12 protein-coding genes are annotated in these 12790 nt (G+C 65.0%); 5 read left to right on the top strand and 7 right to left on the bottom strand.

The window, feature by feature from the left end; genetic code table 11:
• Positions 1-167 precede the first annotated feature (167 nt).
• Positions 168-1190 (bottom strand): histone deacetylase family protein, encoded by a 1023-nt coding sequence (locus V6657_RS02450; RefSeq protein WP_048934059.1) that lies wholly within the window; start codon positions 1188-1190, stop codon positions 168-170.
• A gap of 25 nt (positions 1191-1215) precedes the next feature.
• On the bottom strand, positions 1216-2523 hold the full coding sequence (locus V6657_RS02455; protein ID WP_048934060.1) for an MFS transporter: 1308 nt from the start codon (positions 2521-2523) through the stop codon (positions 1216-1218).
• A 132-nt stretch (positions 2524-2655) separates the two neighbouring features.
• Here V6657_RS02455 and V6657_RS02460 point away from each other — a divergent pair, with 132 nt between their 5' ends.
• The 3 genes from V6657_RS02460 to V6657_RS02470 all read left to right on the top strand — a co-directional run bounded on the left by V6657_RS02460 (position 2656) and on the right by V6657_RS02470 (position 6533).
• Entirely contained in the window at positions 2656-3660 is a 1005-nt protein-coding gene (locus V6657_RS02460) for a LysR family transcriptional regulator (RefSeq protein WP_048934061.1), read from the top strand.
• 162 nt (positions 3661-3822) lie between these two features.
• On the top strand, positions 3823-5484 hold the full coding sequence (locus tag V6657_RS02465; RefSeq protein WP_048934062.1) for a DEAD/DEAH box helicase: 1662 nt from the start codon (positions 3823-3825) through the stop codon (positions 5482-5484).
• A 5-nt stretch (positions 5485-5489) separates the two neighbouring features.
• Positions 5490-6533: a serine/threonine protein kinase gene (locus V6657_RS02470; RefSeq protein ID WP_048934063.1), complete on the top strand. Its 1044-nt coding sequence runs from the start codon at positions 5490-5492 to the stop codon at positions 6531-6533.
• Positions 6534-6572: 39 nt separating this feature from the next.
• Here V6657_RS02470 and V6657_RS02475 read toward each other — a convergent pair whose 3' ends face one another.
• The gene (locus V6657_RS02475) at positions 6573-7469 is read right to left on the bottom strand and encodes a pirin family protein (protein ID WP_048934064.1); all 897 of its coding nucleotides are present in this window, start codon (positions 7467-7469) and stop codon (positions 6573-6575) included.
• 152 nt (positions 7470-7621) lie between these two features.
• Here V6657_RS02475 and V6657_RS02480 point away from each other — a divergent pair, with 152 nt between their 5' ends.
• Together V6657_RS02480 and V6657_RS02485 are read left to right on the top strand one after the other, a co-directional pair.
• Positions 7622-8539: a LysR family transcriptional regulator gene (locus V6657_RS02480; RefSeq protein WP_048934065.1), complete on the top strand. Its 918-nt coding sequence runs from the start codon at positions 7622-7624 to the stop codon at positions 8537-8539.
• Positions 8540-9009: 470 nt separating this feature from the next.
• Complete coding sequence (locus V6657_RS02485; RefSeq protein WP_048934179.1) at positions 9010-9750, top strand: response regulator transcription factor; 741 nt, start codon at positions 9010-9012, stop codon at positions 9748-9750.
• A 5-nt stretch (positions 9751-9755) separates the two neighbouring features.
• Here the strand turns inward: V6657_RS02485 and V6657_RS02490 are convergent, their stop codons facing one another.
• The 4 genes from V6657_RS02490 to V6657_RS02505 are packed head-to-tail and all read right to left on the bottom strand — an operon-like array spanning position 9756 to position 12785.
• Complete coding sequence (locus tag V6657_RS02490) at positions 9756-10607, bottom strand: VOC family protein (protein ID WP_048934066.1); 852 nt, start codon at positions 10605-10607, stop codon at positions 9756-9758.
• 34 nt (positions 10608-10641) lie between these two features.
• Positions 10642-11391, bottom strand: coding sequence for an ABC transporter ATP-binding protein (locus V6657_RS02495; protein ID WP_048934067.1), 750 nt, complete (start codon positions 11389-11391; stop codon positions 10642-10644).
• Positions 11392-11398: 7 nt separating this feature from the next.
• Positions 11399-12235 (bottom strand): ABC transporter ATP-binding protein, encoded by an 837-nt coding sequence (locus V6657_RS02500; protein ID WP_048934068.1) that lies wholly within the window; start codon positions 12233-12235, stop codon positions 11399-11401.
• Positions 12219-12785, bottom strand: a complete 567-nt coding sequence (locus V6657_RS02505; RefSeq protein WP_048934069.1) for an OsmC family protein — start codon at positions 12783-12785, stop codon at positions 12219-12221. Before V6657_RS02505 ends, V6657_RS02500 begins: the two co-directional genes overlap by 17 nt.
• Between the last annotated feature and the right edge of the window lie 5 nt (positions 12786-12790).

The following is a 12790-nucleotide window of genomic DNA, read 5'->3' on the forward strand; positions in this document are numbered from 1 at the left end:
CCCGGGCATGTTAGGAACAGACGTTTGAAAACGCCAAGTTCCCAATTCGAGCGGGCACTCTAGACGAGGAGGGGAGACCCAGAGAACGTATGAAACGCTTGGGCTAAAAAGTGAGTAGGCGCAAACATCCAAATTGCTAAAGGGATGTCTGCGCCCGGGGGAGGGGGTCAGCTGGCGGGATGAAGGCCGCCGAAGAATGCGGCAGCGTTTTGTGCAAGGGTGGCGAGGTGGTAGCCGCCCTCCTGGACGACCAGCGTCGGTAAGCCGAGCGCACCGACAGCCGTGCCGAGGCGGCCAAAGCCTTCCGTCGACACATCCACCTGCGATTGCGGATCTTCGCGATAGATGTCGAAGCCGAGTGACAGCACCAGCGCATCGGGCTGGAAGCGTTCGAGCGCCGCAAGCGCTTCGCCCAGCTTGTCGAAGAACACCGATTCCGGCGAGCGATGCGGCATCGGCAGGTTCACGTTCAGGCCCACGCCGTCGCCTGTGCCGCGCTCGTCGTCAAAGCCGGCGACGACCGGGTAGAAGTTGGTCGGGTCCCCGTGGATGGAGACGTACAGCACGTCGGCGCGGTCGTAGAAGATCTCCTGAATGCCCTGGCCGTGGTGCATGTCGGTGTCGAGGATGGCAACGCGCTTGTAGTTTGCGCGCAGTGCCTGTGCGGCCACGGCAGCGTTGTTGAGGTAGCAGAAACCGCCGGCCGCCTCTCGGCGCGCGTGATGGCCGGGCGGGCGGCACAGCGCGTAGGCCAGGCGCTCGCCGTTGAGGATGGCTTGCGCGCCGGCCGCAGCGCTCTGAGCCGACCAGTACGCCGATCGCCATGTGTTTGCGCCGACGGGGCAACTGCCATCGGCCAGGTAGCGCGCGGCCTGGGCCAGCACGCCGCGCAGCGCATTGGGCTCGCGCACGAAGATATTGGACATGACCTCGTCGCCCCAGTCTTCGGGCAGTCGGCGCCAGTCGGTGTGCGCGTCTTGCAGGAAGCGCAGATAGGGTTCGCCGTGCACAGCAGTGAGCGGGGTCAGACCATGGTCTTCGGGCTGCGCGATGGTGAAGCCCAGATCGCGCGCGGCCTGCAACAGGTTGCGCGCGCGCTCGGGCACCTCTTGCGGCGTGCGCATCTTGCCGCGCGAGTAGTAGCTCTGCGGATGGTGCAGCAGCTGTTCGGGATGGAAGAACGTCAGCATGGTGAAGCGGGTTGGGGGGAGATCGTTATGCGTTCACGGCATCGCCGGCGGGCGCGCGGCCGCGCTGGCGCGCATCAATGGCGGCGATGCACAGCAGCGAGACACCGGCGAGCAGCGTGTAGAACACCGCCAGCGGCCACCATTCGCCATGGAAGCGCTGCGCGAGGATGGTGCCGACCAGCGGTGTGAGCCCGCCCGCCACAGCACCGCACACCTGGTACGACAGCGAGATCGCCGAATACCGCACGCGCGTCTCGAACACGCCCGACACGAAGCCTGCGATAACCGAGTAGAAGCTCGCCATGCACACCACGGCGATGGCGATCCCGAGAATCATCAGCGGTGCCTGGCGCGTCTGCACCAGCAGGAACATCGGATACGGCGAGGCCATCGCCAGCAGCGCCATCAGTTTGAGGAAGCGCGCGCCGCCAAGCTTTTCCGCCAGCCATGCCGCCAGTGGCTGCGCAAGAAACTGGATGAACGCCACCGCAAACAGGCAATCGAGAATCAACGTCTTCGACAGCGACAGGTACTGCGTCGTGTACGCGATCATGAACGTGTTGGTGAAGTACACGCCCGCAATGCCAATCGTATTGGCGCCGATGCATAGCAGTACCGGTACGCGCGCCGTGCGCCAGACCTCGGCGATCGGCAGCTTGGCCGTCCTGCGCTGGGCCTGCACCTGCGCAAACTCCGGCGATTCATTGACGCCCGAGCGAATCGCCGCGCCTACGACCAGCAACACCGCGCTGGCGAGGAAGGGCAGACGCCAGCCCCAGTCCATGAACACGTCTTTCTCCATCGACGTGACCAGGCGGAAGGCCAGCAGCGAGAGGATCAACCCCGCCGGGCTACCGAGCTGCGCAAACGATGCGAAGAACGTGCGGCGGCCCTTGGGGGCATGTTCACCCGCCATCAGCACCGCGCCGCCCCATTCGCCGCCGACCGCGATGCCCTGCACCACGCGCAGCAGCACCAGCAGCACGGGCGCGAGCGCACCGGCGGTGGCGTACGTCGGCAGCAGGCCGATGCCGATGGTCGCCAGGCCCATCATCGTGAGCGTGATCATCAGCGCCTTCTTGCGGCCGATGCGATCACCCCAGTGGCCGAACACGATGCCACCCAGCGGCCGCGCAAAGAAGCCCACGGCAAACGTACCGAACGATGCGAGTGTGCTGAGGAAGGGGTCACCGCCCGGAAAGAACAACGGCCCGAAGACGAGCGCGGCGGCGGTAGCGTAGATGTAGAAGTCGTACCACTCGATCATGGTGCCGACAAAGGCGGCGGTGGCCGCGCGCACAGGCTGACGCCCGCCCGAATGAGACGGTTGCATGGGTGTAGCTCCTCACAAGATTTTTTTAGCCCGCCGCATCAAGGCGACGATGCGTGTTTATTGCCGGTTGACGGGTATTAGTCAAATTCTGAATACTTATTGTTTGTATAAATTGAACTCATATTCGACGCCATGGACCCGTCTGCTCTCGATCCCGCCTTGGTCAGCGACCGGCTCGACTGGAACCTGCTGCGCACCTTCCTCACCATCGTCCACGAGCGCAGCATCAGCCGCGCGGCGGTGCGGCTGCACATCACGCAGCCGGCGGTGAGCCTGGCGCTGCGGCGGCTGGAAGATCAGCTCGGCCACACGCTCATCGAGCGGCGCGGCTCGCACTTTCGCCTCACGCGCGTGGGAGAGGACGTGCTGCGGATCGCCACCGATGTCTACGGCAACGTCGCGCGGCTCGGCTCAGAACTGGGCGAACCGCAGGACGACGTGAGCGGCGTGCTGCACTTGCTGACGGTCAGCCGCATCCAGTCGGGTGTGTATGACGAATGCCTGGCGGCGTTTCATCGGCATCACCCGCGGGTGGATCTGCAGGTGGAGGTGATGCGTAGCGCGGACATTCTCGATGCGCTGGCGCAGAAGCGCGCGGGCATTGGCTTGAGCCTGTGTCGCACGCCGATCGACAAGCTGGAGCGGCAGTTGTTTTTGCGCCAGCGCTACGCGGTGTTTTGCGGACGGCACCATCGGTTGTTTGGGCGCACGGGCTTGTCGATCAACGATCTGCTCGGCGAGAACTTTGTCTCGTTCATGAGCGACCAGTTGGGCGATGCGCTGTCGCCGCTGGCGGTGTTTCGGGATCAGCAGGGATTCACCGGGCGCATCGTCGCTACGTCGCCGAGCCTGGATGAGATCAAGCGCTTGGTGTTTGCGGGATATGGCGTGGGGTGTCTGCCGGAGCACATCGTGGCGGATGACCTGGCGCAGCAGCGGCTGTGGCGTTTGCCGCCGGAGGAGGGCGTCGCCGATATTGATCTGTACCTGATGTGGCACAAGGAGCGGCGCCTGGCACCCGCCGAAGAGGCGTTCTTGGCACATTTCAGGCGGTATATGGCGCGGTATTCGCTGGCCGAGCGGCTGGGGGATGTGGTGAATGCGCCGTTGGCGGCGTTGCGGGCGCCGGCAGGGTAGCGGGTAAACCCAAGTTCCGCATCACATCCTGTTAAACTACGGCCCTTCTTGCAGTTCATGCAGTCCCCGGGGTCCAGTCGCCCCGTCATCTACCCAGGCTCTGTCCACGATTGGCGCACGAACGAATGCGCGGGACACGCCGGTTCAAGTCTCACCGTTTCCATGTCGTTTTCCGAACTCGGCTTGTCAGACAAGCTGGTACGCGCCGTGGCCGAACTCGGCTACACCGAACCTACCCCGATTCAACGCCAGGCCATCCCCGCTGTTCTCAAGGGTGGTGACCTGCTCGCCGGTGCACAGACCGGCACCGGCAAGACCGCCGGTTTCACGCTGCCGCTGCTGCATCGCCTCTCTGCCACGCAGCCGAACAAGGTGCAGACGCCCAACGGCATGCGCTTCCCCGTGCGCGCGCTGGTGCTGACCCCCACGCGTGAACTCGCCGCGCAGGTGGAAGAGAGTGTGCGCGCCTACGGCAAATACCTGCCGCTGAAGTCGATGGTGATGTTCGGCGGCGTTGGCATCAACCCGCAGATCGACGCGCTCAAGCGCGGTGTCGATATCGTCGTGGCCACGCCGGGCCGCCTGCTGGACCACGTGGGCCAGCGCACCATCGATCTGTCGCACATCGAACTGCTGGTGCTGGACGAAGCCGATCGCATGCTCGACATGGGCTTCATCCACGACATCCGCAAGATCCTCAACATCCTGCCGCCGAAGCGCCAGAACTTGTTGTTCTCCGCAACGTTCTCGGACGACATCCGCGAGCTGGCTGACCGTCTGCTCGACAAGCCGGCGCTGATCGAAGTCGCACGCCGCAACACCACGGCTGAGACGGTCGAGCAACGCATCTATCCGGTGGACCGCGAGCGCAAGCGCGAACTGCTCGCCAAGCTTGTGCGCGACAACGACTGGCACCAGGTGCTGGTCTTCACGCGCACCAAGCACGGTGCCAACCGCCTGGCCGAGCAGCTCACGCGCGACGGCATCTCGTCGCTGGCGATTCACGGCAACAAGAGCCAATCCGCCCGCACGCGCGCGCTTTCGGAGTTCAAAGCCAACACGCTGCGCGTGCTGGTCGCCACCGACATCGCCGCACGCGGCATCGACATCGACCAACTGCCGCACGTGGTCAACTTCGACCTGCCGAACGTGCCGGAAGACTATGTGCACCGTATCGGCCGTACGGGCCGCGCGGGTGCGCAGGGCGAGGCGATTTCGCTGGTTTGCGTGGATGAGCACGGCCTGCTGCGCGACATCGAACGCCTGATCAAGCGCGAACTGCCGCGCACCGTGCTGGAAGGTTTCGAGCCGGACCCGAGCATCGCGCCGGAGCCGATTCCGAATGGGCGCAACTCGGCGGGCCGTGGCGGCAATGCGCGTGGTGGTCGTCCGGGCGGTGGTCGCAGCCAGCAACCGCGCCAAGCTGCCGCCGGTGGCAACGCTGCACCGCGCGAGCCACGTGCCCCGCGTGAGCCCCGCGAACCGCGTCGTGAATCGAGCGGCAATGGTCAGGGCCAAGGTCAGGGCCAAAGCCAAGGTCAGGGTCGCAACGGCGGCGGCCGCCAACGACAAGCCCAAGGCCAGCGTGACGGCCAGGCTGTACCGAAGCCGCAGGGCGGCCATCGCAATGGCGCGGGCAACGGTCAATCGCAGGGACGTGGTCAGCGCCAGGGTCAAGCGCAAGGCAACGGGCAGGGCGGTCAGCGTCGTGCCTCGAGCACGCAAAACGCACAACCGGCTCAGAAGGCTGCGCAGCCTGCCAAGCAGCCGTTCAACGGCCTGTTCGCCAAGGCTGCTGCATTGCTGGGCGGCCGCAAAGGCTGACGTTCATGCACGTTAGCGACGACAGCGGCCAGCCCGCATCCGCCGACGCCCCATACGATGGCCTGACGCCCGACAGCATCCTCGATGCGCTGGCGCAGGTCGGGCTGATGCCGGACGGCCGCATGTTCGCGCTCAACAGCTACGAGAACCGCGTCTACCAGGCCGGTGTGGAAGACAGCGCGCCGGTGGTGGTCAAGTTCTACCGCCCCGGCCGCTGGAACGACGCGCAGATCGTCGAAGAACATGCCTTCACGGCAGAACTCGCCGCTGCGGAAATTCCGGTGATCGCGCCGCTGGAAATCGACGGCCGCACGCTGCATGCGTTCGAGCGCTGGCACTTTGCGGTCTTCCCACGTTGTGCCGGTCGCGTGCCCGCGATTGATCGTGATGACACGCTCGAATGGATGGGCCGGTTCCTCGGCCGCATCCACGCCGTGGGCGCGCAACGCCCATTCATGGCGCGGCCCGCGCTCGACATCGACACCTTCGGTGTGCAATCGCGCGACTGGCTGCTCGAACACGATTTCATCCCGCCCGACTTGCTGCCCGCCTGGCGCAGCGTGGCCGACGCTGCGCTCGACGGCGTACGCCGCTGCTACGACCGCGCAGGTGACGTCGCGCTACTGCGCCTGCACGGCGATTGCCACGCCTCCAACGTCCTCTGGATCGAAGAGGCCGACGCCAAGCAAGGCGACCCGCTTCGCAGCGCTGGCCCGCACTTCGTCGACTTTGACGACAGCCGGACCGGCCCCGCCGTTCAGGATCTGTGGATGCTGCTCTCGGGCGATCGCGCATCGATGCAATCACAGCTCGCCAGCGTGCTGGCCGGCTACGAAGATTTTTGCGAATTCGATACGCGTGAGTTGTATCTGGTGGAAGCGTTGCGCACGCTGCGCCTGCTGCACTACAGCGCATGGTTGGCGCGACGCTGGAACGATCCGGCGTTCCCTGCCGCGTTTCCGTGGTTCAACACGCAACGCTACTGGCAGGACCGGGTACTGGAATTGCGCGAGCAGATCGCGCTGTTGGACGAACCGCCGCTCTGGTGAAACCGAGCGGCGGTTTTTCTTTGGATGCTGCGTTAAGGCTTAGGCGAACTTGCCAGCCTGGAAATCACGCACGGCCTGGAAGATCTCTTCCTGCGTGTTCATCACAAACGGGCCGTACTGCGCGATCGACTCGTTCAGCGGCTTGCCCGCGATCAGCAGCACGCGGGTCTCTGCATCCCCCGCGCGGATGACCACGCCGTCGCTGCCTTCCGTGTTGGCGAGGATGGCCATCTGCTTATCCTCCACGCGCTGCAGGCCGGCATTGCCCGGAGCCTCGGCATCACCCACCAGCGCGCTGCCACGGAACACGTAGACGAACGCGTTGTGCTTTTCCGGCAGCGGCTGTGCAAACGACGAGCCCGCCGGCAGCGTGATATCCAGATACAGCGGTTGCGTCGTCGCGCGTGTCATCGCGCCTTGTACGCCTTGCGACTCACCGGCGATCACGCGCACGGCCACACCATCTTCCGTCGTGAACTCGGGAATCTCGTTCGACGGAATATCGCGATACCACGGCGTCGTCATCTTGTCGCTGGCGGGCAGGTTCAGCCAGAGCTGGAAGCCTTCCATCACGCCGTCTTCCTGTTCTGGCATCTCGGAGTGCACAACGCCGCTGCCGGCCGTCATCCACTGCACGCCGCCGTGTTGCAGCAGGCCTTCGTGGCCGGCGCTGTCTCGGTGGCGCATGCGGCCCGCAATCATGTACGTCACCGTTTCAAAGCCGCGGTGCGGGTGATCGGGAAAGCCCGCCAGATAGTCGTTCGGATCATCACTGCGGAACGCGTCGAGCATCAGGAACGGATCGAGCCGGCGTTGCAGGTTGTTCGTCAGCACGCGCGTGAGCTTCACGCCCGCCCCGTCCGAAGTGGGCCGGCCGGTGACGATGCGTTCCACGCGGCGAGCGTGTTGCACACGAGGTTGCACGAGGGTTTCCATGTGCTTCTCCTGAAATTGGGGATTTGTCATACCCACAATGTAGTGTGGTTGCCCCTTCGGCACTAGTCGGTTATCGTGGGAAAAAATGTTGCTCCCGGCGGGACAATTACAACCATAGACCGGCGAGCACAACCACAAGAGGAGGAAACCACGTGGATTTGAACCAATTGTCGCTGTTCGTGCGCGTTGTCGAGGCGGGCAGCTTTACCGCGGCTGCCGCGCGCCTGGATTTGCCCAAATCGTCCGTCAGCCGGGGCATTGCCGCGCTGGAGCAGGATTTGAACGTACGCCTGTTACAGCGCACCACGCGCACGCTGCATCTGACGGATGCAGGCCAGAGCTTGTACCAAGTGGCTTCACATGCACTGGAAGATATTGAGCGCGCGACAACCTGCGCGGGTGAACTGCAGGATACTCCGCGCGGCAAAGTGCGACTCACCTCTTCCGAAGACGTGGGGCGCCTGCTGGTCGCGCCGGTGGCCGCGCGTTTCATGCAGCAGTACCAGGACATTGACCTGGATGTCGTGCTCTCACCGCGCAATGTCGATCTGGTGCAGGAGGGCTTCGATCTTGCTGTGCGTGTTGGCCGGCTGGCCGACAGTTCGCTCGTGGCCCGGCCGCTGGGTGTATTGCGCATCGGGCTGTTCGCCTCGCCGGAATACTTGCAGCGGCGTGGTGTGCCCCAGACGGTGCAGGAACTGGCCGACCACTGCTGTCTCGACTTCCGCGGCACCGGTCGTGGCGAGACGCAATGGCGCCTGGTCGGCCCCGACGGCCTGAAGACCGTGGCCGTGCGCGCGCGCCTGAATGCCGACAGCCTGATCTACCTGGAAACGCTCATCGCCTCCGGCACCGGCATCGGTCCGCTGCCCTTGTATGCAAGCGGCATTGCTCGTGCGAACGCGCCACTGCCGCGCCTCGTGCGCGTGTTGCCCGACTACGCTACCAGCGGTGAGCCGATCAATCTCGTCACGCCGTCTGCGCGTTTTGTACCCAAGCGGGTTCGTTTGCTGATCGACATGCTGACGGAGTCGATCCGGCAGGAGTTGGAAAACGCTGATCCCACCTGAGGCATCGCCACCGGGCAGGTGGTCCGTTAAATGTTGTGACGAATGATCCAGGCACGCATGTGGCGCGGCATCATCCGCTCCACGTTTGCCGGACAACTACGTCAACCTCCTTGACGTCACCCCCGTGAAGCGTTGCAGCGCGTCCCCCCGGTGTGCTGCAGCGTGTCCGGCATACGCGACCCTTGGGTGTTTCTGATCCCGTCACGTTGTGAGAAACACCGCCGCCCGGACCTCGTTTGTCCGGGCTTTTTTTTTTCGCGATGCCCGCGTTCTCGGTCAGCCCATGTCCGTGGGCGCTTGGAAGAGTCTTTACAAATTAGGACTCTTCTCATGGTTTGTGGCACACCTTGCCAACAAAATTGCATGGAAATAACACATGCAACGGATCGCACGGGAGTGCGGCCGATTGGGCTGCTGTCGGAGCCCACGCCATTCCGGCACGCATGTGCGCATCTTTCATGGAACCGAACATGCGTATCGCCTTGCTTGAAGACGATCCTTTCCAAAGCGAAGTCATCGTCCAGATCCTGTCCCAGTCCGGCCACGATGTGGTCACCTACACTGACGGCGCAACGCTGCTGCGCATGCTGGGCCGCTCCTCGTACGACATGCTGATCCTCGACTGGCACACGCCGGGCATGCTCGGTATCGATGTGCTGAGCGTTGTGCGCAGCCGCCACAAGGATGTCCTGCCGATCCTGTTCGTGACGGCCGAAGAGAGCGAGAAGGGCCTGGTACGCGCACTCACGCAGGGTGCCGATGACTACATCACCAAGCCGTTCCGCATTCCCGAGCTGCGCGCGCGCGTTGATGCGCTGCTGCGTCGTGCGTATCCGATTCCGTACGGCCGTCTGCCGTTTGACGTGGGCCCGTTCCACTTCAATCCGCAGCGTCAGCAGGTCACGCTGCACGGTGAGCCCGTCACGCTGACGGGCATCGAGTTCCAGCTCGCGCTGCTGCTGTTTTCGAACGTGGGTCGCACGCTCTCGCGTGACCACATCTTCGGGCAGGTGTGGGGGCGCAACTCGTCGGAGTACACGCGCACGATCGACAGCCATGTCTCACGCATCCGCATGAAACTGAACATCGAGCCGGTGAATGAGGTGCGCCTAGTGGCCGTCTACAAGCACGGCTATCGACTGGACCACCTGAGGCCTGCGGATGAGGCAGGCTCGCTGGTGGGTGACGAGGCTGTGCCGTATGAGGTGTGACGGGCTCAGGTGAGCACGGTTTCAGCCAGCGCATTGTCCGGCACGTGTGGCGCAGGATGGCCCGGTTGCAGGGTGATCCACGCGCCGTGCGTCTGTGCGGTGGGCAATGAGGCGGCTGCTCTATGCGCACCGGCCAGCGTCAGGCCAAGCACGCCTTCTCCACGCGTGCTGAGTCTGTGTTCCAAGTCTGCGGCTGCCGGCAGGGCGCTGCCCGGCTGCGGGCTGACCAGCACCACGGACGCACTGCCCACCGGCAATACGACCGTGGCGATCCCGATACCGGACAACGCCACTGGCGCAGGTTCCTGCGTCAATCCGAGCAGCGCGCGATAGCGCGCCAGGCTCGCTTCGATATCCAGTACCACCACCGTTACCGATGCGATGCCGCGCACGCCATTGGCGTGCTCGCGCACGTCGCCTTCGCGCACGCGCAGGTGGCGCGGCGTGATGTCGCCGCACAGAAAGGGTAGATCGGAGGTGGTCGGGCGGCCAAGTTCCCAACGCAGTTGTTCGCCATCGGGGCGCAGGCGGCCGCCGGGTAGCGGGCCCTCGTAGTCGAGCCCGCGTGCGCGCGCCGCACCGACCACCGCACCCACGTTGTGCGGCAGCAGGGCAAAGTCGACATAGCCGGCGCCATGCTGCTCGCCGAGCGTCCACCAGCGGCGCTCGGGTGCGGGCTGGAGGAAGGCGATCAACTCCAGATAGCTGCCATCGGCAAAACCCACCAGGGCGTTGTGTGTGACGCCGTCGGCATGGGTGCCGCCACGCTGTACGGTAAAGCCGAGTGCGGTGTAGTCGGCAATGACGCGCTCGAGATCGTTCACGCGGATGACGACGTGGTCCAGGGTCAGGCTCATGGGGGTTCCGGTTGGGTGGGGGAATGCGGCAGCGTCAGGCGGCTTCACCGCCAAGATAGGCATGGCGGATGCGCGGGTCGTGCAGCAATTCGCGCGCCGGGCCCGACAGCACGATACGGCCGTTCTGCAGCACGTAGCCATGGTGGGCGATGCGCAGGGCGAGGCTGGCATTCTGTTCGACCATGAAGACCGACACGCCCGTCGCGTTCACCTGGGCGATGAGATCCAGTACGTGGTCGACATAGCGTGGGGAGAGGCCCATGGTCGGCTCGTCCATGCAGATCAGGCGCGGGCGGCCCATCAGCGCGCGGGCCATGGCCACCATCTGCTGTTCACCGCCCGAGAGCGTGCCGGCCAGCGCGTGCAGGCGCTCTTTTACACGAGGGAACAGGGCAAGCATGCGTTCGTAGTCTTCTGCAATGGCGGCGCGCTCGCGGTGCGGGTTGCGCGTGAAGGCGCCCATCAGCAGGTTCTCGCGCACTGTCATGGCGCCGAACAATCGCCGCGCTTCGGGCACCGACGCCACGCCCAGGCGGATGATCTGCGGCGTCGACAGCTTGAGGGTGGAGGCACCATCGATCTGCACATCGCCGGAGGTCGGCTTGTGCAACCCGAGGATCAGTTTCATCGACGTCGACTTGCCGCTGGCATTGCCGCCCAGCAGGCTGACGATCTGGCCGTGCTGCACGTCCAGGTTCACGTCAAAGTGCACTTGCGCCGGACCATAGTGCGTGTTGATGTGGCTCAGGCGCAGCAGCGGAGCGGAAGGGGCGAGCGTGGTCATGTGGGGTTCAGGCAGCCAGGGCGTCGGGCGCTTCGCCCACGGCGCGGTGGCCAAGATAGGCTTCGACGACGGCGGGATCGTTGCGTACCGCATCGGGCGGGCCCTCGGCGATCTTGCGGCCGTCATCCATGGCGATCACGCGGTCAGACAGCTGCATCACCAGTTCCAGCTTGTGCTCGATCAGGAGAATGGTCTGGCCGCGCGCCTTGAGCGTGGCGATGATCTGCTGCATCTCGGCGGTTTCGCTCTCGTTCATGCCAGCGGTGGGCTCATCAAGCAGCAGCAGGCGAGGGCGGGCGGCGAGCGCGCGGGCGATCTCCACGCGGCGGCGGTTTGCATACGACAGCGTGTAGGTGGGCTGATGCAGGCGGGGCAGCAGGCGCTCGCCAAAGAGCGCGAGGATGTCGAGCGCTTGCGCGTGCAGCGCGGCTTCTTCGTCGCGTACGCGCGCCGGGCGCCACAGCGCGAGCGCCAGTTCGGCAAGCGGGCCGATCACGGGCCACGCAGGCCGCACCGCGCGCAGCTGGGCATGCGCGCCAATCAGTACATTGTCGAGCACGCTCAGGTTGCCGAACACGCGGCCGTGCTGGAACGTGCGTGCCAAGCCGGCGGCAGCAAGCTGCTCGGCGCGCCTGCCGGTCGTGTCGATGCCATCCACGCGCACCGTGCCGGCATCCGGTGTGTCGACGCCGGTGATGAGGTTGAACAGCGTGGTCTTGCCCGCACCGTTCGGGCCGATCAGGCTGACGACTTCGCCGTCGGCCACGTCCAGGCTGATGCCGTCAACGGCCGTCAGCCCGCCGAAGCGACGCGTGACCCCACGCAGTTCAAGCCGGGACGGCATCGCTGGCCTGCGTTTGCGCGGCGCCCGTGCGCGTGTGTTGCAGCGTGGCGCGAATACTCTGCGGATGCTTGAGCAGGTTCAGGATCGGGCAGGTGCGCTCGACTGCCTCGAACAGCGTATCGAGCTGCTCGCGTGGTGCCGGTGATGCGATGTGCACCGTGTAGCCGATGTCGTGCGGATAGACGGGAACGTGCTCAAAGCCGGGGTGGCCGGCGCGAGCATCGATCTGGCCCGTCACCTCCACCTCCAGCGAATCGATGGGCACCTGATGCTGTGCGGCCTGGATCAGGAAGATATGCGTGACGCAGGACCCAAGCACGCCCAACTGCTGCTCCGGAGAACTGGCCCCAAGGTTGTAGCCGGCAAAGTCGGGCGGGCTGTCGCTGATGATCTGGTGCTCGCGGATGCGCACGCGGCGCACACCGCTGCGCCCCTCGGCGCTCACGCTGGCGGCAAGCCGCACCGGCTCGAAGGTGCCGGCGGCGATGCGTGCATCGCGGGCCAGTACGGCCGCGCGTTTTTCGATCAGGTAGTCGTTGAGTGTGCTCATGGGGC

Origin of the sequence: Ralstonia sp. RRA (genome assembly GCF_037023145.1) — a bacterium.
Classification (GTDB): domain Bacteria; phylum Pseudomonadota; class Gammaproteobacteria; order Burkholderiales; family Burkholderiaceae; genus Ralstonia.